Genomic DNA, 20,490 nt, shown 5'->3' with positions numbered 1-20,490 from the left:
CGTGGTGATCGTGCAGGGGCCGCAAAAGGCGATGCGCGCCACGTTTTCCACTCCACACGGGGCGCGGGTTCTGACGTGATCCGCCGCGCCAGCACCGCAGACGCAGCGGCAATTGCCACCCTGTGGAACCCGTGGATCCGTGACACCGCCGTCACCTTCAATGCGGTTGAAAAGACCGTGCAAGACGTGGCCACGTTGATTTTTGATCGCGACGCGCTGGGCCACGCGACTTTTGTGGCCGAGGACGCGGGGCTGCTTGGCTTTGCCACCTATAGCCAGTTTCGCGGCGGCATCGGCTATGCCACCTGCATGGAGCATACAGTGGTTCTGGCCCCGGACGCGCATGGCCGGGGCGTGGGCCGGGCGCTGATGCGGGCGGTCGAGGATCACGCGCGCATGGCCGGGGCGCATCAGATGATCGCCGGCGTGTCGGGCGAGAACCCCGAGGGCATCGCATTTCACGCGGCCCTTGGCTACCGGTTGATCGCCACGGTGCCGGAGGCGGGCTACAAGTTCGGCCGTTTCATGGATCTTGTGCTGCTGCAGAAAATCCTCTCCTGACAAGGTGCGATGCACGCTGTAATCTGCCATCATGTCGATCTGGACCCGCATTGCCGACGCGCTGTCTGCCCTTGCCAGTGGCGAGGGGCTGACGACGATTCTTGACCGGCTGCGCGGTGCATCCGCGCCAGAAAGATCGATCGGATTTACCATTGCCGTGATCGCGCTGGGTGCCAAGATGGCCAAGGCCGATGGGCAGGTGACGCGCGACGAGGTGTCAGCGTTCCGCCGGGTTTTCGCCATTCCCGAAGGCGAAGAAGCGAATGCCGCCCGCGTGTTCAATCTGGCGCGGCAGGATGTGGCGGGGTTTGACGCCTATGCCCGCAAAGTCTCGGCGCTGTTTCGCAAAGCTGATGAGCCACTGTGCGCGGATGACCGCAATGTGCTGATCGACCTGCTGGAAGGCCTGTTCCACATAGCGATGGCGGACGGCAGCTATCACCCCGGCGAGGATGATTACCTGTCGCGCGTCGCGACGATCTTTGGCCTGGACGAGCGGTGCTTTGCCACTTTGCGAGCGCGGTTCGTCGAAGGTGCCGCGCGCGACCCGCATGATGTGCTGGGGATTGCGCATGACGCGACCTTTGCCGAGGCGCGCGCCGCCTGGAAGCAAGCAGTGCGCGACAGCCATCCCGATGCGATGATCGCGCGCGGCGTGCCTGCCGAAGCGGTCAAGCTGGCCGAACGACGGCTGATCGCCATCAACGCCGCGTGGGAGGAAATCTCGACCCGGCGCGCGGCATGACGCTGCGGCTGGCGACCTATAACGTCGAGTGGTTCAACGGGCTGTTCGATGACAGGGGCCGGATGTTGGCCGATGCCGAACCCTCTGCCCGCTACAAGACCCGTCGCGCGGAACAGCTGGGGGCGTTGGGTGTGGTGTTCACCGGGTTGGACGCCGATGCAGTGATGATCATCGAGGCCCCGGATACCAACGGTCACCGCTCCACCGCGCGCGCGTTGGAGACCTTTGCCCGCCACTTTAATCTGCGCGCCCGCAAGGCGCTGATCGGCTTTCCATCCGATACCGAACAGGAAATAGCATTTTTGTACGATCCCGACCGGCTGACCGCCCGGCATGATCCGCAGGGGGCAATCTCAACCACCCACGGATCAACCGAGGCGCCGCGCTTTGACGGCACCTTTCGCTATGACCTTGATGCAGACATGGTGTTTGAGACCATCCGGTTTTCCAAGCCGCCGCTGGAACTGGCCGTTACCACGAGCGGCGGAGCGGTGCTGCGACTGATCGGGGTGCACGCGAAATCGAAGAACCCGCATGGCGCGGCTGGCCGCGAGGCGATGCTGCGCCTGTCGATCGAGAACCGCCGCAAGCAACTGGCGCAGTGCCTGTGGTTGCGCCAGCGTGTGGACGGGCATCTGGCCGCCAATGACAGCCTGATCGTGATGGGCGATTTCAACGACGGTCCCGGCATCGACGAGTTTGAAAAGCTGTTCGGCCATTCCGGGGTGGAGATCGTACTGGGTACCGGCGAGGCGCCGCGCCTGTATGACCCGCACGCCGCGATGGCGTTGCAAAGCCGGGTGGCCTTTGCGCCGACGACCGCGCGCTTTTACCTGGCACCGCAAAAGCGGTTCTTCGAGGCACTCTTGGATTTCATCATGGTGTCGCCTGATCTGGCCGCCAGCCAGCCCGACTGGCGCATCTGGCACCCGTTCAACGACCCGGCAATCATCGCGGCACCCGAATTGCGCGAGGCGCTGCTGCAAGCCTCGGACCATTTCCCGGTGACGTTGGACTTGCCAAACGTGAGTTGAAAATTTGCAGGTCAGACCCCATACTATTGGGATGAGACTCGCGTTTGCCCTTTGCCTGATCGCGGCTCCCGTCTTGGCGGAGGATGTGAAGCCTGTGCCTGACGGCGAGGGTTTCAGTCTGATGCAGGAAGGTGCGAAACTGGTGTTGCGCGGGCTGATGACCGAGATGGAGCCGACACTGGACGAAATGGGCAAGGCCCTGTCCGAAATGGAACCAGCGCTGCGCGAGCTTGGCCCGAAATTTCAGCAACTCATTGCGATGATTGACAATTTCAAGAACTATGATGCACCTGAGATGCTGCCCAACGGCGACATCATCATCCGCCGCAATGCGCCCCTTTTACCGAAGCCGGATTTTCTGCCCGGCCCGAACGGCGAAGTCGAGCTTTGACAGCAAGGCCCCGGGGGGGCGATCAGCGGTTGCAGAGCAAAGCCGGAACGCATTAGACAGGGTGTCACATCGCCCGACCGCAGGCCACAAACGTTATGACAGCCAATGCCGCATCCGGCCCGCCGGTGCTGATCGACACGCCCCGGTTTCGCGGGCGCAGTGCGCGCCCGAGCGATGCCACGCAAGACATTGCCGACTGGTTTTCCGACCCTGATCGGGTGGGGCCGCTGAACATGCCGCCCAGAAAGCTGGCCGTGCCGGACCTGCGGCGGTTCCTTGCAGGCTTTGACAACCGCAGCCGGTTTCTGGTGGCACTGATCGACAAGCAGGACGATAGGCTGTGCGGCTTTTACCACGCCGAGTTCAACGCCTTGCATCGCATTTCGCGGATCTCGTTTCTGAACGGCCCGAACGGCCCGCAGGCGCGCAAAGCCATGATCGCGCTGGGATATCCACTGCTGGACTTGCAGTTCCGCCGGTTCGGGATGGAAAAGATCGTGGCGCAGGTGCTGGCCGGCAATTTGCCGGTGTGCCGCCATCTGGACCGGCTTGGGTTTCAGCGCGAAGGCTATCTGCGTGGGCAGGTGCGTGCGCCCGGCGGGGCCGGGCGGCTGGATCAGGTGCTGTTCGGCTTGTTGCCAGGCGATCTGCGCCGCGCCTATTGACCGTAGGCTGGCCTAGAACCGCAGGGTATAGCCGACGCGGACCGTACTGATGATCGGTTCGACCGTGCCCGGAGGGGCCACGAAGGGCGATGGCGGCGCCGCAATCTCGTCAGATCGGCCGAAATCGGCATAGAGATACTCAATCGACAGATGGCCCCCTGCAGGCAGCGCGTATTCCATCCCCAGACCGACCGCTGCTCCCGTAAGCAACTGCATGTCGGAGTTGTTACTGCCGAAAAGGGCGACGTTGGTCCCGCCTGCCCGCGTGACCGCGATACCGCCGCTGGCGAAGACATGCAGCTTGTCGTTGACCGGCGCGCCGACCCGGCCCCGGAACGTGGCAAACCAATCGGATTCACCGTAAAAGCCCTTGCCGGAGGTCACCAGATCGGCGTCGTACCCAGCAACCCCCGTCAGGTCGATATCGGCGACAACGCCAAATGTCAGGTTGCCACGTGCCCAATCATGGCCAACGGCGGCAAAGGGGGCAATGTCGTCGGTGCTACCTGCCGGGAAACTGGCCCCGGTTGATCGGGTATGCAGGTCGGTGGACGCTGAACTGAGGCCGAAGGTGAGGTAGGTGCCGGTCCAATCCTCGGCCTGTGCCGGGGTGATCAGTCCAAGCGAAAGGGCAACGGCCATCGCGGATGCCTTTGCGTGTATCATCTGTGCCCCAATCCTCTGCTCTGCTTTTCTTTTGGTGATAGGCGCAGTTACGCCTAGTCACCATGCCAGACCCATGTTTGGGAAACATTCATATGCGATGTTGCATCAATGCAACGTCAACGACGCGCGGCCCGGATCAGATCAAGGATCTCTTTCGCCGCAGCCGGGATGTTGGTGCCCGGCCCGAAGATCGCCTTCACCCCGGCGTCGAACAGATACTGGTAATCCTGCTGCGGGATGACGCCACCGCAGATCACCAGAATGTCGCCCGCGCCCGCCGCCTTCAGCGCCTGCACCAGTTTTGGCGCGAGGGTCTTGTGCCCCGCCGCCTGGGATGAAATCCCGATCACGTGCACGTCGTTGTCGATGGCGTCCTGGGCCGCCTCTTCCGGGGTCTGGAACAGCGGCCCGACATCCACATCAAAGCCGATGTCGGCAAAGGCGGTGGCGATGACCTTGGCCCCGCGGTCATGGCCGTCCTGGCCCATCTTGACCACCAGCATCCGGGGGCGGCGGCCTTCTTCCTCGGCAAAGGCCTCGACGTCGCGCTGGATCGCCTCGAACCCTGCGTCGCCTTCGTAGGCGGCACCGTAGACCCCGGCGAGGGTCTTCACCTCGGCCCGGTGACGACCGAAGATCTTTTCCATCGCCATGCTGATTTCCCCCACCGTTGCCCGCGCCCGTGCGGCATCCACCGCCGCCGCCAAAAGATTGCCACCAGCCTCGGCCCGCCGGGTCACCTCGGCCAGTGCGGCCTCGAGGCGGGCGGTCTCGCGACCGGCGCGGATTGCCGCCAGCTTTGCCACCTGCGTGTCGCGAACCGCCACGTTGTCGATATCGCGGATGTCGATCGGGTCTTCCGTTTCCAGCCGGTATTTGTTGACGCCGACGATCACCTCGTCGCCCCGGTCGATCATCGCCTGCCTGCGGGCCGCGGATTCCTCGATGCGCAGCTTTGGCATGCCTGACGCCACGGCCTTGGTCATGCCGCCCATCGCCTCGACTTCTTCGATGATCTTCCAGGCCTCGGTCGCCATCTGATCGGTCAGGCTTTCGACGTAATAGGACCCGGCCAGCGGGTCGACGACATGGGTGATCCCGGTTTCTTCCTGCAAAATCAACTGAGTATTGCGCGCGATGCGAGACGCGAAATCTGACGGCAGCGCCATCGCCTCGTCAAAGCTGTTGGTGTGCAGGCTTTGCGTACCGCCCAGCACGGCGGCCATCGCCTCATACGCGGTGCGCACGATGTTGTTGTAGGGGTCCTGTTCCTGCAAACTGACGCCCGAGGTCTGGCAATGCGTGCGCAGCATCAGGCTGGAGGCCTTCTTGGCGCCGAAATCGGCCATGATGCGGTGCCAGAGCAGGCGCGCAGCGCGCAGCTTTGCGGCCTCCATGAAAACATTCATGCCGATGGCGAAGAAAAAGCTGAGCCGGCCGGCGAAATCATCCACATCCATGCCGCGCGCGATGGCGGTGCGCACATATTCGCGCCCGTCGGCCAGGGTGAAGGCCAACTCCTGCACCAGGTTCGCGCCGGCCTCTTGCATGTGGTAGCCGGAGATCGAGATCGAGTTGAACTTGGGCATCTCGGCCGCAGTGTATTCGATGATATCCGCCACGATCCGCATCGAGGGCTCGGGCGGATAGATGTAGGTGTTGCGCACCATGAACTCTTTCAGGATGTCGTTCTGGATGGTGCCTGACAGGGCCGCACGCGGCACGCCCTGCTCCTCCCCCGCCACGATGAAGCTGGCCAGAACCGGGATCACCGCGCCATTCATCGTCATGGAAACGCTGATTTTTTCAAGCGGAATACCGTCGAAAAGGATCTTCATGTCTTCGACGGAATCGATGGCGACGCCAGCCTTACCGACATCGCCTTCAACGCGGGGATGGTCGCTGTCATAGCCCCGGTGGGTTGCCAGATCGAAGGCCACGGAAACGCCCTGCTGCCCCGCCGCAAGCGCCTTGCGGTAAAAGGCATTCGACGCCTCGGCCGTTGAGAACCCGGCATATTGCCGGATGGTCCAGGGGCGACCGGCATACATCGTGGCCCGCACGCCGCGGGTGAAGGGGGCAAGTCCCGGCACACCGCCCAGATGGCCAAGGCCCGCGAGGTCGGCCTCGGTATAAAGCGGTTTGACCTCGATGCCTTCCAGCGTGTGCCAGACCAGATTTTCGGGGCCGCTGCCCTTCAATTCCGTGGCGGCGAGGGTTTCCCAGGACTTCAGCTTGTCAGTCATCGCGGTCCCCGCTTGCAGGTGCCGTCACACCCCTTTGGATTTGGCCCAAGCTGCCCTATATGGAGATCAAAGAGAGGCATCATGAGACCCATTTACGCCGTTGTTTTCGCGGTACTTCTGCCATTGGCCGCGATCGCACAGGATTTTGCGCCCCAGCCCGCCGCCAATGTGGTGTTCGCCGAGCAGCTTTACCTGAAACGCCCCATCGTGGTGTTTGCCGACAGCCCGAACGACCCGAACTTCGTTCGCCAGATGGAGCTTCTGGCCCTCGACTACGCCGAGCTTGCCGAGCGTGATGTGATCCTTGTCATCGACACCGACCCTGCGGCCAAGACCGAGTGGCGTCAAAAGCTGCGCCCGCGCGGCTTTTCGCTGGTGATCATGGACAAGGACCTGCGGCCCGTGGTGCGCAAACCGCTGCCGTGGGACGTGCGCGAGATCACCCACGCCATCGACAAGATGCCGCTGCGCCGCACAGAGATGCTGGAGCAGAACCCGGCGGGGCGGTGACATCACTCGAACTCCATGATCACGTCGTCGACCCTGAGGCTGGCCCCGGCCTTGGCGTTCAGCGATTTGACCACACCGCTGCGTTCCGCCTTTAGGATGTTTTCCATCTTCATCGCCTCGACCGTTGCCAATGCCTGACCTTCCTGCACCTCGTCACCCACCGCGACGTAGATGTTCACCACCAGCCCCGGCATCGGGCAAAGAAGGTAGCGCGAGGTGTCGGGCGGGGTCTTTTCCAGCATATGGCCGGACAGATCGTGCTGGCGCGGGCTGCGAACATGAACCTTCAGATCCGCCCCCTGCAGGCGCATCCGAAAGCCCATCGGGATCTTGGCGGTTTTGATCGCCAGCGCGACCCCGTTCACCACAAGGCGTGCCAAGGGCTGGCCCGGCGTCCAGTCAGAGGTGACGCGCAGCGCGGAGCCGTCCGCGAACGTGACCGTTGATCCCTCATGGTCGGCGGCGATTTTCACTGTGTGATCGGTGCCTTGCAGTGAAACCACCCAGTCATCGCCCACCCGCCGGGTATGGTTGTCCATCGTCCCCGAGATCCGGGTTCGCCGGATTTCCGCAACCCGGTTCATCGCCGCCGCCGCCGCCGCAACCTGGCGCAGGGTGGCATCGTCCAGCGTGGCACCCTTGAAGCCGTCGGGGTATTCTTCGGCGATGAATGCGGTGGTGATGTTGCCTGATTGAAAGCGCGGATGGCCCATCACCGCGCCAACGAAAGGCAGGTTGTGACCGATGCCTTCAACCTCGAACGTATCCAGTGCCAATCGCATTTCCTCGATCGCACCGGCGCGGGTGGGGGCCCAGGTGCATAGCTTGGCGATCATCGGGTCGTAGAACATGCTGATCTCGCCGCCCTCAAACACGCCGGTGTCATTGCGCACGATGCCGGTGGCGGTGGGGCCTTCCACCGGGGGCCGGTAGCGGGTGAGGCGGCCGATCGAGGGCAGGAAGTTGCGATACGGATCCTCGGCGTAGAGGCGGCTTTCCATCGCCCAGCCGTTGATCTTGAGGTCTTCCTGCCGGAACGGAAGCGTTTCGCCGTAGGCCACGCGGATCATCTGTTCGACCAGATCGACGCCGGTGATCAGTTCGGTGACCGGGTGTTCGACCTGAAGCCGGGTGTTCATTTCGAGGAAATAGAAGTTGCGGTCACCATCGACGATGAATTCCACTGTCCCCGCACTGGTGTAGCCGACGGCCCGTGCCAGCGCGCAGGCCTGTTCACCCATCGCCTTGCGGGTGGCGGCATCCAGGAACGGCGAGGGCGCCTCTTCGATGACCTTCTGATTGCGCCGCTGGATCGAGCATTCGCGTTCGTGCAGGTAGACGATGTTGCCGTGCTGATCGCCCAGCACCTGAATTTCGATATGGCGGGGCTGGGTCACGAACTTTTCGATGAAGATGCGGTCATCGCCGAAACTGGCCGCCGCCTCGTTCTTGGAGGACTGGAACCCCTCGCGCGCTTCGGCATCGGTCCAGGCGATGCGCATGCCCTTGCCGCCCCCACCGGCGCTGGCCTTGATCATCACCGGATAGCCGATCTGGGCGGCAATCTTTGCAGCTTCCTCGGCATCGGCGATCAGGTCCATATGGCCGGGCACGGTGGAAACGCCCGCCTGCATCGCCAGCTTCTTGGAGGTGATCTTGTCACCCATCGCTTCGATTGCCGCACTGGGCGGGCCGATGAAGGCAACACCGGCCGCCTCCAGTGCTGCAGCGAAGTTCATGTTTTCGCTGAGGAATCCATAGCCCGGATGCACCGCTTCGGCCCCGGTGGCGCGCACGGCGGCCATGATTTTGTCGATCACGATGTAGGATTGCGCGGCGGGCGAGGCACCGATGTACACCGCCTCATCCGCCATGCTGACGTGGAGGGCCCCCCGATCGGCGTCGGAATAGACTGCAACCGTCTTGATCCCCATCTTGCGCGCGGTCTTGATGACACGGCAGGCAATTTCGCCGCGATTGGCGATCAGGATCTTCTTGAACATCAACGTCCCCCCAGGGCGCAAAAAGAAAAAGGACCACCCGGGCGGCTGGCCCGGATGGTCCTTGAATGTGGTTCAGCCCGCCCGCAGGCGGTCAGTTCAGTAGGAAGAGCGGCAGGGCGGCAAGCCCAGCTCGATCCCGCAGGTGGCTGCACCGGCAAGCGCGCCGAGGGCTGCACCGGCAACCATGTTTTCATCCAGCGCATCTGCGACGGCAGCGCCCGCAACGGCACCAGCAACGCCGCGCGACGTCGGGTCCTGCAGGCAACCGGCGAGCGGGAAGGTGAGAAGGGTAAAGACGATAAGCGACTTGCGCATTTAGAACTGCCTCTTTGGTTTGTTGTTATTGCGACGGATTCTACCGCAATACGCCGGGATTCAAAGTAGATTCTTGCACTTTTCACACATCCAGCACCGATCGGTTGCGGAAAGGTGCCGGTAAGTACCGGTCCGGCTTGGGAAGAGCCGGACCGGAGGGAAGGGTGAGGGGTACACGCATTACTGCTCAGGCCACATCGTTGGGTACTTTGGCCTGCAAAAAAACAATGCCGACCAGACGACCCTATTGCAAACCCTATGCGAACAGCAGGAACTGCCTGGGCAAAACCCCGCCAAATCGCCTTTGGGTTAAGCGGTTTCATGCCTATTCGTCCTCGTCGTCCCAGTCGTCGGTCAGGACGTCCGGTGCATCGGGGGCGAATACCGCGGGAAAGGCCGCCTCGGCGCGCTTGACGTCTATCCGCAGCAGGGCGTCATAGCTTTCAGGGTCAAACGGGTCTTCGGCGGGCACCACTTCGCGCCCGAACAGCCAGCTCAGCCGGCCCGCGTCCAGATTACCCCGCTCGAACGGGTCTTCGCCGAATTGCTGCCAAAGCGCCGCCATGAAGCCCTGGTCGGCCATCCGGTCGGTATGCTTGCGGTCCTTGAACCGCTCGCGCTTGATCAGTTTGGCGGGGCCGTCCTTCATGTTGGCGCGGCGGATGGTAAACTGGAAATCGGTCCCGGCAAGGCGGCCGGGAAAGCCACGGTGCTTCAGCATGTGTCCTGTCTCCTCAGCAGATCTGAGACAGGAGCGATAGCGACAGCGCGCCGCATACGCCAGACCGCAGTGCGGCCAATCATCTGCAACAATGGAAGAAAACTCGGCGCCTCAACCGCGATCAAGTGCGGGAAGCGGGGGTTTGGGGCAGGCGTGGTCAGACGGTGCTGAAGGGCCTGCCCCGAACCATTACTTGTATTTGCCGGTATAGGTAGGCTCAACCGAAACCGGTTCAACAATGACGACTTCTTCTTTTTTCGCGCAGGCGGCAACAAAACCGACCATTGCAAGCACCATGACGAAACGTGCGCTCTTGGACATCCTCTACTCCATCTTTCTTGGGGGGCGATTATGAGCACGCCTTCGCGCACTCGTCCCCGATCTGCATCAAAGGCCGCTTGGGTTCGACCTGCAGTCATCATACCTGAAAGCAAGGCAGAATGACACGGCAGGCTAAGCAAGTTGTCGGCCTGTGTTGTTCCTACATCACGGCCGGAATCGTGGCCAGCGGGATTTGCAACATCCAGGGGTCGCATCAGAAAACCTCCCAGATGCAGGCGTCGTCTTTCAGGGTGTAGGCTTCGAAGAACTGCGTCACGTCCGGGGCGGCCTCGCCAAAGGGGGTCGCGCTTGCCGCCAATGAGATGATGATCTGCTGCGGCTTTGGAACCATGCCTTCGGTGCGCGGCAGGGCGTAGGTATCGCACAGCGCCTGCATATCCGCAGAGGCCGCCTGGGCGTCATCGGCGGACAGTCCGGGAACCACAAAGCGGAAGCGCGCGGCCGACCCTGACGGGCCAGGTGCATTTGTGATCACATCAAGGAACTGCACTTCACGACCGGACGGAACTGTGATCACATCGCTTGAGGGCGCTTCGCCCTCACAGCCGCCGGCCCCCGCGAGGAGGACGAACGCCAAGCCGGAAATCAAGCGCAACGGCAGCCGCATTTCAGACTCCTACAGCGGAATGTTATCGTGCTTTTTCCAAGGGTTGCTCAGTTTTTTCCCGCGCAATGAAGCAAACGCCCGGGCCACGCGGCGGCGGGTGGAATGCGGCATGATCACCTCGTCGATGAAGCCGCGCTCGGCCGCGACAAAGGGGTTGGCAAAGCGGTCTTCGTAGTCCTTCACCCGGCCAGCGATCTTTTCGGGGTTGCCAAGTTCGCTACGATACAGGATTTCAACCGCCCCTTTGGCCCCCATCACCGCCACTTCTGCGGTGGGCCAGGCATAGTTGAAATCGCCGCGCAGATGCTTGGACGACATCACCACATAGGCGCCGCCATAGGTCTTGCGGGTCAGCACTGTCACTTTCGGCACCGTCGCCTCGCCATAGGCAAACAGCAGTTTCGCGCCGTGTTTGATCACGCCGCCCAGCTCCTGCGCCACGCCCGGAAGGAAGCCCGGCACGTCAACCAGCGTCAGAATAGGAATTTCGAACGCATCGCAAAAGCGCACGAAACGTGCGGCCTTGCGGCTGGCGTCAATGTCAAGGCAGCCTGCCAATACCATCGGCTGGTTTGCCACCACCCCCACTGACTGCCCCTCGATCCGGATGAAGCCGATGATGATATTGGCGGCGAACGCGGCCTGGATTTCGAAGAAATCGCCCTCGTCGGCCAGCTTGGCGATCAGTTCTTTCATGTCGTAGGGCTGATTGGGATTGTCGGGGATCAGGGTATCGAGGCTCATCTCCACCCGCGCGGGATCGTCGAAGAACGGGCGCACCGGGGCCTTTTCGCGGTTGTTGAGCGGCAGGAAGTCGAACAGCCGGCGGGTTTCGGCAAGTGCCTCCAGATCATTTTCAAACGCCCCGTCGGCGACCGATGACTTGCGAGTGTGGGTCGAAGCGCCACCCAGATCTTCGGCGGTGACCTGTTCGTTGGTCACGGTCTTCACCACATCGGGGCCGGTCACGAACATGTAGGAGCTGTCTTTCACCATAAAGATGAAGTCAGTCATCGCAGGCGAATAGACCGCGCCACCGGCACAAGGCCCCATGATCAGGCTGATCTGCGGCACCACGCCCGAGGCCATGATATTGCGCTGAAACACCTCGCCATAAGCGGCCAAGGATCCCACGCCCTCTTGAATTCGCGCGCCGCCGGAATCGTTGATGCCGATCACCGGCGCACCGTTCTGAATGGCCATGTCCATGATCTTGCAGATCTTTGCGGCATGGGTTTCGGAAACCGAGCCCCCGAGAACCGTGAAGTCCTGTGCAAAGACATAGACCATGCGGCCATTGATCGTGCCCCAACCGGTGACCACGCCGTCACCGGGATAGCGCATCTCGGCCATCCCGAAATCGGTGGACCGGTGGGCAACGAACATGTCGAATTCCTCGAACGACCCTTCGTCCAGCAGCAGCTCGATCCGCTCGCGCGCGGTCAGCTTGCCCTTGGCATGCTGGGCCGCCACCCGCGCCTCGCCGCCACCGGCACGTGCTATCTTGCGGCGCGCCTCAAGCTCTCCCAGGATGTCTTTCATCATAGCCCCCTCTGCGCCCAGCCGGGCACCGCTGGCCGACCATAGCGGCGCAAAGGGTGCGGCAAAAGGGTGAACTGGTAAATTTGCAAATCTTCGGAAGGTCGTCATTTGCTAATCGCGAAGATGCAAATTTTTGGTCGCGAATGATGCGGAAGGTCTTTTGCGCGGGGGGCGCGTTCAGGACTTTGGCCGAACCCTAGGCCCCGCCTACCTTGCACAAAAAGCCATGACCCTGCGCCAACGCACAGCAAAACCTGCGCCCGCGCCGTGGACAAGCGGTCACCACAGGCGTAGCCGAGGCGGATGAATCATTCAGCCCCGCGTTTTCTTGACCGCACGACTCCGCCAAAGGTTGTCACCCTGATCCTTCTGGCAGGGCTTGCTGCCCTGACGATGAACATTTTCCTGCCGTCGCTGCCCGGCATGGCGCGCTATTTCGGCGTGCCTTACGGCGTGATGCAGCAGTCGGTGGCGCTGTATCTGGCGCTGTCGGCCGCCTTGCAGATCGTGATTGGCCCGATATCGGACCGCTTTGGCCGGCGGCGGGTGCTGATCTGGTCGCTGGTGCTGTTCCTGATCGCCACTGTCGGGACGCTGTTGGCCGAAACGGCCACCACGTTCCTGATCTTTCGGATGGCGCAGGCGGTGATCGCGTCGGGAATGGTGCTGAGCCGGGCCGTGGTGCGCGACATGGTCGCCGATGCCGAGGCCGCATCGATGATCGGCTATGTCACCATGGGGATGTCGATCGTGCCGATGATCGGCCCGGTGATCGGCGGTTTTCTGGACCAGGCCTTTGGCTGGCAGGCGAACTTCGCGCTGCTCTTGGTGCTTGGCATCGGCGTTCTGGGGTTGGTCTGGGCTGATCTGGGCGAAACGGCGACTGTGCGGCGGCTTAGCCTGATGGACCAGATCCGCACCTACCCCACGCTGCTCGCCTCGCGCAGGTTCTGGGGGTATTCGTTGTCTGCCGCCTTCGCATCGGGCTGTTTTTTCGCTTACCTCGGCGGGGCACCCTATGTCGGCGACAAGGTCTTTGGCCTGACCTCACCGCAAGTGGGCGGGTTGTTCGCGCTGACAGCCATCGGCTATGCGGCGGGCAACTTTCTGGCGGGCCGTTTTTCGGTGCGGGTGGGAATGAACCGGATGGTGCTGGCGGGCAGCCTTGTCACCACCTTCGGGCTGTTGTTGTTGACCGCATTGACCCTTGCGGGACTGTCCGGTCCGGTGGTGTTCTTTGGCCTCACGATCTTCATGGGGCTTGGCAACGGCATCGGGCTGCCGTCAGCCAATGCCGGCATGCTGTCGGTGCGCCCGGATCTTGCGGGCACCGCATCGGGCCTTGGCGGGGCGATCATGATCGGCGGGGGTGCCGCACTTGCGGCGGGCGCGGGGCGGCTGCTGACGCCGGGGGCCACGGAACTGCCGCTGGTTCTGTTGATGCTGGCGTCCTCGATGGCGTCGGTCGTTGCGGTGCTTGCGGTGATCCGGCGGGCGCGCCAGCTTGGCCTTGCCACTTGACGGCATGACTTTGCAAAGCCACGGTTAGCTTTGCAAAGCGGAGGTAAAATGCCCACCCAAAAACTCTATGCCGGGGTCAAACTGCGCGAGATTCGCGGCCGCATCGGTCTGACGCAAAAGCTGTTTGCCGAAAAGCTTGGCGTGTCGCTGCCTTACCTTAACCAGATGGAAAACAACCACCGCCCGGTATCGGCCGCAGTGGTGCTGGCCCTGGCGCAGGAGTTTGGGCTTGATGTAACCGAGCTGACAGTTGGCGAAAGCGAGCGGCTGGTGACAGACATGCGCGAGGCGCTGGCCGACCCGGTGTTTACCGCAGCAACGCCGCCAGTGGCCGACCTGCGGCTGGCGGCATCCAATGCCCCTGCCCTGGCGCGGGCCTTTCTGGATCTGCACCGCGCCTACCGGCAAACCCATGAACGCCTGGCCTCGCTGGACGAGGTGCTGGGGCGCGATGATGCCACGTTGCGGGCCAGCCCCTGGGAAGAGGTTCGCGACTTCTTTCACTATTGCGACAATTACCTTGATGCGGTGGACCGGGCGGCGGAGTACTTCGCCGCACCTGCAAATTCTGGAAATGCCATCGAGAATGTAGCGCATGAATTGCTCACTCGTCTGGGCATCAAATTGCACTATTCAGACAAGGCACCGTTGCGCCATTTCGATCCGGCTGCCCGGCTGCTGGAGATTTCTGCGCGCGCATCTGGCCCCTCGCAGCGGTTCCAGCTGCTACATCAGATTGCCCTTCTGACCCAGAACGATCTGCTGGAGGCAACGCTGGATCTGGCCCGGTTTTCCACCCCCGAGGCGCGCGACATTGCCAAGATCGGGTTGGCCAACTATTTCGCCGGTGCAGCGCTGCTGCCCTACCGCGCGTTTCAGGCCGCAGCGTTGGAAACCCGTCACGATCTGGAACGTCTGGCAGACATCTTCGGCGCGTCGATCGAGCAGGTGGCGCACCGGCTTTCCACCCTGCAACGGCCCGGCGCCAAGGGGATTCCGTTCTTTTTCGTGCGCGTCGATCAGGCCGGCACCATCACCAAACGGCATTCCGCGACGCGGTTGCAGTTTGCCCGGTTCGGCGGGGCCTGCCCCTTGTGGAACGTGCACCGTGCGTTCGAAACGCCGGGTCAATTCCTGCGCCAACTGGCCGAAACGCCGGACGGCGTGCGCTATCTTTGCCTTGCGCGGGATGTGTCGAAACCCGCCGGGGCGTTTCTGGCACCAGTGCGGCGGTTTGCCATCGGCCTTGGGTGCGAGGTGCAGCATGCCGCCCAACTGGTCTATTCCGATGGGCTGGATCTGAAAGGCCGGTTCGAGCCGATCGGAATTTCCTGCCGCATCTGTGAGCGCACAGATTGCCACCAGCGGTCGGTCCCGCCGCTGGAAGGGCGGCTGACGATCAACCCGAACTCGCGCGATGTGCTGCCCTACGGGATTGCCGGATAGCGGTTAAACGCCTTTCAGGTGATGCCAGATGTGGTCCTTCAAATGCGCCCGCTGGCGGCGCAGCGCTTCTTCCTGCTCTTCGGTGATCAGGTCGATCCGGGTCTCGGCGCGATGCACGGCGCGATTTACGGAGTGATACTCCTCCGCCAACTTGGCGAAGTGCGCGTCCCCCGCCTTCAACGCCTGGATCTTGGCGACCTGGGCGGGAAATTCTTCGGACAACTCGTGCGGGGTGTTGGACATCGGGGCCCCCATTCATGGTTGCCCCTGCTTAGTCCGCCACAGCACCTGGCACCTTGACCTCGATCAAGTCAGCGCTGCGCGGTACGCCAGTTCGGGTTGATCCAGGGTTCCTGGTTTGACGCTGAAAGCGGTGCACGGCCCAGAATGTGATCCGCCGCCTTTTCGCCAACCATGATCGAGGGCGCGTTGAGGTTGCCGTTGGTGACCTGCGGAAAGATCGAACTGTCCGCGACACGCAGACCTTCAACCCCGATTACCCGGCACTCCGGGTCGACCACGGCCAGCGGATCGCTGGCCCGCCCGACACGTGCAGTGCCGCAGGGGTGATAGGCGCTCTCGGCGTGCTGGCGCAGGAACGCGTCGACCTGATCGTCGGTCTGCACGTCGGAACCGGGTTGGATCTCATGGTCGACAAAAGGCGCGAAGGCCTGTTGCCCAAAGATCTCGCGCGTGAGGCGAATGCAGTTGCGAAACTCCACCCAGTCATCGGGGTGCGACATGTAGTTGAACTGTATTCGTGGTGGATCGGCGGGGTTGGCCGACCGCAGCGTGACCGCGCCACGCGACTTTGACCGCATCGGGCCGACATGCGCCTGAAAACCGTGGCCTTCGGCTGCAACCTCACCATTATAGCTGACCGCTATTGGCAGGAAATGGTACTGGATGTCGGGATAGTCGATCCCGGCGCGCGAACGGATGAAGGCGCAGGCCTCGAAATGGTTCGACGCCCCAAGCCCGCCGCGCGTCAAAAGCCACTGCGCCCCGACCTTCGCCTTGCCCCAGAGGTTCCAGTGTTTGAATAGGGTGATCGGCTGGCGTGACGCAAATTGCATATAGATTTCAAGGTGATCCTGCAGGTTCGCACCCACCCCGGCGCGGTCGGCGAGAACCGGGATACCATGTTCAGCCAGATGCGACGCCGCCCCGATGCCAGACAGCATCAGGATCTTTGGCGTGTTGATCGACGAGGCTGCGAGAATCACTTCGCGGCCCGCGCGGATCACCTGAACCGTCTTGCCACGGGCGATTTCCACACCCACAGCGCGCCGGCCTTCGAACACCACGCGCTGCGCAAGGCCACGGATCACCTGCACATTGCCAGTGGCGATCGCCGGTTTCAGATAGGCGTTCGCCGCAGACCAGCGCCGACCTTGCCAGATCGTCGCCTCCATCGGGCCAAAGCCTTCCTGCTGCGCGCCATTGTAATCGCTGGTCACGGGGTATCCCGCCTGCGCGCCTGCCGCAATGAACGCATCATACAGCGGATTTGACCGCTGCCCGCGAGTGACATGCAGCGGGCCATCCAGCCCCCGGAACACAGCGCCAGAGCCGCCGTGCGACGCCTCCATCCGTTTGAAATACGGCAGCACGTCGGCATAACCCCAGCCGTCCGCCCCCATCGCGGCCCAGGTGTCGAAGTCGCGGGCATGGCCGCGCACATAGACCATGCCGTTGATCGAGGATGACCCGCCAAGCACCTTGCCACGCGGCGTTGCCAGCACGCGCCCACCCAGATGTGGCTCGGGCTCCGTGCGCAGACCCCAGTCATACATCGGCATGTTCATTGGAAACGACAGCGCACCGGGCATCTGAATGAACGGCCCGGCATCCGAACCGCCATGTTCGATCACCGTCACCCGGCGGCCCGCTTCGGCCAGCCGGTAGGCCATCGCGCAACCCGCAGATCCTGCGCCAACAATGACGTAATCGGCGTGCATCAGCTTTTCAAGCTTAGTTCGGCATCAAGGTGCCGCAGGGCCACGGCGACCGCCGCTGCGCCGTCGGCCGGCCCCGATTTCAGCACCTCGCGCAGGTAAAGCCCGTCGATCAGCGCGCCAAGGCTGGCCGCGATCTCGGGGGCACGCGCCCCCGCCAACGGCCGCAGGGCAACCACGAGGTTCGACCGCAAGCGCCCCTGATACACCGCCAGCAGCCGCTTTGCTTCGGGCACGGATTGCGCCAGCACCCAGAAGTTCAGCCAGGCCCCAACAACATCGCGCCGGAAGTTGCCGGCGCTGAACGACGCGCGCAGGATCGCCCGCACCCGGCCCTCAGGCCCTTCGGCGGCAGCAAGCGCGCCCCGCACCTCGGCGCCATACAGGGTCATCACATGACGCATCGCGGCCAGAAACATGTCTTCCTTTGAGCCGAAATAGTGATGCGCCAAGGCCGAAGACATCCCCGCCCGCTTGGCAATCTGGCTGACGGTTACATCCAAAGACCCGACGCGACCGATCTCTACAATCGTGGCTTTCACCAGCGCATCCTTGCGGATAGGCTCCATTCCAAGCTTCGGCATCGGCGCGGCCCCATAAAACACTTGCCAAACCGTATAAGCGCGAAGTTTATTGACTCGTCAATCAACAAAAAACAGGGAGCCCATATGACCATCCGTGCAATGCTTCTCACCACAACAGTAACGATTGCCCTCGCTGGTTCCGCTTTCGCCGAAGGTTGCGATAAAATCGTATTCTCTGATGTCGGCTGGACCGACATCACCGCCACCACTGCGGCGACATCCTTGATCGCCGAGGCGCTGGGGTATGAGACCGAGACCAAGATTCTTGCCGTGCCGGTGACCTACACAGGTCTGGCCGAAGGCGACATCGATGTGTTCCTGGGCAACTGGATGCCGACGATGGAGGCCGATATCGCCCCCTACCGCGATGCGGGCACCGTCGATACCCTGCGCGTGAACCTGGAAGGGGCCAAGTATACGCTGGCCACCAACGAGGCGGGCGCTGCCATGGGCATCAAGGATTTCAAGGACATCGCCGCCCACAAGGACGCCCTTGAAGGCAAGATTTATGGCATCGAGCCGGGCAATGACGGCAACCGCCTGATCAGTGACATGATCGCGACAGGGCCGTTCGGGCTTGACGGGTTCGAGGTTGTGGAATCATCGGAACAAGGCATGCTGGCGGAAGTCGCGGGTGCGGTGGAAAGCAACGCGCCGATCATCTTTCTTGGCTGGGAACCGCACCCGATGAACGCCAATTTCAAGATGACGTACCTGACCGGGGGGGATGACTACTTTGGTCCGAACTTTGGCGGGGCCACGGTCGCAACCAACACCCGTGCAGGTTATGTCGCGGAATGCCCGAACACTGGCAAGCTGCTGTCGAATCTTGTCTTTTCGCTGCAGATGGAAAACGAGATCATGGGCGCAATCCTGAATGACGGCACCGATCCGGCGGACGCAGCGAAAGCATGGCTTGCCGCCAACCCGACCGCGTGGGAACCATGGCTGGACGGCGTGACCACAAAAGACGGTGGTGATGCCAAGGCAGCAGTCGCAGCAGCACTGCAGTAATCTGATCAGGCCCCAGGGAAATCCGGGGCCTTTTCTTGGAAGGCAGGGGGACGGATGAACTGGCTTGAAGCGTGGCAAATCCCGGTCGGACAGGTTGCCAAACTGTCGTTCGACTGGCTGAAGGCGAACTTCAAGGCCGATTTCAAGGCCTTCGGGGACGCGACTGAAAACGCCATCGAGGGGTTGACCGCCGTCTTGCAATGGCCGCCCGCGTTGGTGGTGGTTGCGGCCTTCGTGGCGCTGACCTGGGTGATCCAGCGGCGCTGGCAGCCTTGTGCCGTGGTGCTGGTCGGATTTCTGTTCATCCTCAATCAAGGCTACTGGAAGGAAACCACGGAAACGCTGGGGCTTGTGGCCTTTGTCTGCATCATCTGCATGACCATCGGCGTGCCGGTGGGCGTTGCGGCGGCGCATCGGCCCCGGCTTTACGCAGCGATGCAGCCGGTGCTTGACCTGATGCAGACGCTGCCAGCCCCGGTTTACCTGATCCCCTTCGTCATTTTGTTCGGCATTGGTCTGGTGCCGGCGCTGTTCTCATCGATCATCTTCGTGGTGCCAACCTCGATCCGCCTCACACATCTTGGGGTGTCGAGCACGCCAGTCGCCCTGCTGGAGGCGGCCAAGGCGTTTGGTGCCAAGCCCGGGCAGGTGCTGTGGAAAGTGGAACTGCCCTATGCCTTTCCGCAGATCATGGCGGGGTTGAATCAGACGATCATGCTGTCGCTGTCGATGGTGGTGATTTCGGCTTGGGTCGGGGCGGCAGGTTTGGGGGTGCCGGTGGTGAAGGCACTGAACCAGGTGCGGCCTGACCTTGGCTTCGAGGCGGGCACGGTGATTGTGGCGCTGGCAATCCTGCTGGACCGGATGCTGCGGGTGACACGATGAATGCGGCTGTAGAATTCGACAGGGTTTCCATCGTCTTCGGCGACAACCCCGACGCGGCCCTGCCGCTGATGGATCAGGGCCTGTCGCGGTCCGAGATTCAGACCCGCACCGGGCAGGTTCTGGGGGTGCATGACTGTTCCCTGACCGTGGGGCACGGTGAGATTCTGGTGCTGATGGGGCTGTCTGGATCGGGCAAGTCAACGTTGCTGCGGGGGGTGAATGCGCTGAACCCCGTGGTGCGCGGCGAGGTCCGGGTGGCCAGCGGTGACAAGATGGTGTCGGTGACCAAGGCCGATCCAGAGACTCTGCGCGAACTGCGCCTTTCAACCATCGCGATGGTGTTTCAGCAGTTCGGCCTGCTGCCGTGGCGCACGGTGCGTGACAATGTGGGCCTCGGGCTGGAACTGGCCGGGCAAACGCCGGACCAGCGCCGCGCCGCAGTGGACACGCAACTGGCGCTGGTTAACCTGTCGCAATGGGCCGATCGCAAGGTGGGCGAATTGTCGGGCGGTATGCAGCAGCGTGTCGGTCTGGCGCGGGCGTTCGTGACCGAAGCGCCGATCCTGCTGATGGACGAGCCGTTCAGCGCGCTGGACCCGCTGATCCGCGCCCGGTTGCAGGATGAGCTTCTGGACCTGCAAGCCAAGCTGCACCGCACGATCATCTTTGTCAGCCATGATCTGGATGAGGCGTTCAAGCTTGGCAACCGGATCGCATTGATGGAAGGCGGGCGC

The 20,490-nt window shown here is 62.6% G+C and carries 22 protein-coding genes; 11 read left to right on the top strand and 11 right to left on the bottom strand.

Annotated features, from left to right (window positions below; all coding sequences use genetic code 11):
• The 5 genes from RMO18_RS05460 to RMO18_RS05440 form a co-directional block, all read left to right on the top strand.
• The coding region (locus tag RMO18_RS05460) for a GNAT family N-acetyltransferase (protein ID WP_405054012.1) at window positions 1-561 on the top strand (561 nt) is incomplete at its 5' end.
• Window positions 562-592: 31 nt separating this feature from the next.
• The gene (locus tag RMO18_RS05455) at window positions 593-1,306 is read left to right on the top strand and encodes a molecular chaperone DjiA (protein WP_309664413.1); all 714 of its coding nucleotides are present in this window, start codon (window positions 593-595) and stop codon (window positions 1,304-1,306) included.
• Window positions 1,303-2,340, top strand: a complete 1,038-nt coding sequence (locus tag RMO18_RS05450; RefSeq protein ID WP_309664414.1) for an endonuclease/exonuclease/phosphatase family protein — start codon at window positions 1,303-1,305, stop codon at window positions 2,338-2,340. The genes RMO18_RS05455 and RMO18_RS05450 overlap by 4 nt, the downstream gene beginning before the upstream one ends.
• Window positions 2,341-2,371: 31 nt before the next feature.
• Entirely contained in the window at window positions 2,372-2,731 is a 360-nt protein-coding gene (locus tag RMO18_RS05445; protein WP_309664411.1) for an AAA+ family ATPase, read from the top strand.
• Between the two features lie 95 nt (window positions 2,732-2,826).
• Complete coding sequence (locus RMO18_RS05440; RefSeq protein ID WP_309664410.1) at window positions 2,827-3,396, top strand: GNAT family protein; 570 nt, start codon at window positions 2,827-2,829, stop codon at window positions 3,394-3,396.
• A gap of 12 nt (window positions 3,397-3,408) precedes the next feature.
• On the opposite strand, the gene RMO18_RS05435 is transcribed toward RMO18_RS05440, so the two are convergent.
• Together RMO18_RS05435 and scpA are read right to left on the bottom strand one after the other, a co-directional pair.
• Window positions 3,409-4,038 (bottom strand): outer membrane beta-barrel protein, encoded by a 630-nt coding sequence (locus tag RMO18_RS05435; RefSeq protein ID WP_309664409.1) that lies wholly within the window; start codon window positions 4,036-4,038, stop codon window positions 3,409-3,411.
• A gap of 140 nt (window positions 4,039-4,178) precedes the next feature.
• Entirely contained in the window at window positions 4,179-6,308 is a 2,130-nt protein-coding gene (gene scpA / locus RMO18_RS05430; RefSeq protein WP_309664407.1) for a methylmalonyl-CoA mutase, read from the bottom strand.
• 81 nt (window positions 6,309-6,389) lie between these two features.
• Between scpA and RMO18_RS05425 the strand changes: the two genes are divergently transcribed.
• Complete coding sequence (locus RMO18_RS05425) at window positions 6,390-6,818, top strand: DUF4174 domain-containing protein (RefSeq protein WP_309664405.1); 429 nt, start codon at window positions 6,390-6,392, stop codon at window positions 6,816-6,818.
• Between the two features lie 2 nt (window positions 6,819-6,820).
• Here RMO18_RS05425 and RMO18_RS05420 read toward each other — a convergent pair whose 3' ends face one another.
• The 6 genes from RMO18_RS05420 to RMO18_RS05395 all read right to left on the bottom strand — a co-directional run bounded on the left by RMO18_RS05420 (window position 6,821) and on the right by RMO18_RS05395 (window position 12,348).
• Window positions 6,821-8,821, bottom strand: coding sequence for an acetyl/propionyl/methylcrotonyl-CoA carboxylase subunit alpha (locus tag RMO18_RS05420; protein ID WP_309664403.1), 2,001 nt, complete (start codon window positions 8,819-8,821; stop codon window positions 6,821-6,823).
• Window positions 8,822-8,917: 96 nt separating this feature from the next.
• On the bottom strand, window positions 8,918-9,136 hold the full coding sequence (locus tag RMO18_RS05415) for a hypothetical protein (RefSeq protein WP_309664402.1): 219 nt from the start codon (window positions 9,134-9,136) through the stop codon (window positions 8,918-8,920).
• 325 nt (window positions 9,137-9,461) lie between these two features.
• Entirely contained in the window at window positions 9,462-9,857 is a 396-nt protein-coding gene (locus RMO18_RS05410) for a hypothetical protein (protein WP_309664401.1), read from the bottom strand.
• Window positions 9,858-10,046: 189 nt separating this feature from the next.
• A complete protein-coding gene (locus tag RMO18_RS05405) occupies window positions 10,047-10,178 on the bottom strand; it encodes a hypothetical protein (protein WP_309664400.1) in 132 nt (43 codons plus the stop codon).
• A gap of 214 nt (window positions 10,179-10,392) precedes the next feature.
• Window positions 10,393-10,806: a DUF6497 family protein gene (locus RMO18_RS05400; RefSeq protein WP_309664398.1), complete on the bottom strand. Its 414-nt coding sequence runs from the start codon at window positions 10,804-10,806 to the stop codon at window positions 10,393-10,395.
• 9 nt (window positions 10,807-10,815) lie between these two features.
• Window positions 10,816-12,348, bottom strand: coding sequence for an acyl-CoA carboxylase subunit beta (locus RMO18_RS05395; protein WP_309664396.1), 1,533 nt, complete (start codon window positions 12,346-12,348; stop codon window positions 10,816-10,818).
• A 303-nt stretch (window positions 12,349-12,651) separates the two neighbouring features.
• On the opposite strand from RMO18_RS05395, the gene RMO18_RS05390 reads away from it, so the two are divergent.
• Window positions 12,652-13,869: a Bcr/CflA family efflux MFS transporter gene (locus RMO18_RS05390; protein WP_309664395.1), complete on the top strand. Its 1,218-nt coding sequence runs from the start codon at window positions 12,652-12,654 to the stop codon at window positions 13,867-13,869.
• A 48-nt stretch (window positions 13,870-13,917) separates the two neighbouring features.
• Window positions 13,918-15,315 carry a short-chain fatty acyl-CoA regulator family protein gene (locus RMO18_RS05385; RefSeq protein ID WP_309664393.1) on the top strand — a complete coding sequence of 466 codons (1,398 nt, stop codon included), beginning with the start codon at window positions 13,918-13,920 and terminating at the stop codon, window positions 15,313-15,315.
• A gap of 3 nt (window positions 15,316-15,318) precedes the next feature.
• Here the strand turns inward: RMO18_RS05385 and RMO18_RS05380 are convergent, their stop codons facing one another.
• From RMO18_RS05380 to betI, 3 genes are all read right to left on the bottom strand, one after another.
• Window positions 15,319-15,558, bottom strand: a complete 240-nt coding sequence (locus RMO18_RS05380; RefSeq protein WP_309664392.1) for a DUF465 domain-containing protein — start codon at window positions 15,556-15,558, stop codon at window positions 15,319-15,321.
• A gap of 68 nt (window positions 15,559-15,626) precedes the next feature.
• Complete coding sequence (gene betA, locus RMO18_RS05375; RefSeq protein ID WP_309664391.1) at window positions 15,627-17,276, bottom strand: choline dehydrogenase; 1,650 nt, start codon at window positions 17,274-17,276, stop codon at window positions 15,627-15,629.
• Complete coding sequence (gene betI, locus RMO18_RS05370) at window positions 17,276-17,857, bottom strand: choline-responsive transcriptional repressor BetI (protein WP_309664390.1); 582 nt, start codon at window positions 17,855-17,857, stop codon at window positions 17,276-17,278. Before betI ends, betA begins: the two co-directional genes overlap by 1 nt.
• Before the next feature lie 84 nt (window positions 17,858-17,941).
• On the opposite strand from betI, the gene choX reads away from it, so the two are divergent.
• The 3 genes from choX to RMO18_RS05355 form a co-directional block, all read left to right on the top strand.
• Window positions 17,942-18,871, top strand: coding sequence for a choline ABC transporter substrate-binding protein (gene choX / locus RMO18_RS05365; RefSeq protein WP_309664389.1), 930 nt, complete (start codon window positions 17,942-17,944; stop codon window positions 18,869-18,871).
• A 54-nt stretch (window positions 18,872-18,925) separates the two neighbouring features.
• Entirely contained in the window at window positions 18,926-19,756 is an 831-nt protein-coding gene (gene choW / locus RMO18_RS05360; RefSeq protein ID WP_309664388.1) for a choline ABC transporter permease subunit, read from the top strand.
• On the top strand, window positions 19,753-20,490 hold a 738-nt coding region (locus RMO18_RS05355), incomplete at its 3' end, for an ATP-binding cassette domain-containing protein (protein WP_309664387.1). The genes choW and RMO18_RS05355, both read left to right, overlap by 4 nt.

The organism is Tabrizicola sp. (assembly GCF_031377265.1).
Classification (GTDB): domain Bacteria; phylum Pseudomonadota; class Alphaproteobacteria; order Rhodobacterales; family Rhodobacteraceae; genus JAUYQR01.
Note: the sequence above shows the minus strand (reverse complement) of the source record. Positions and strands in the feature narration are given on the sequence as shown.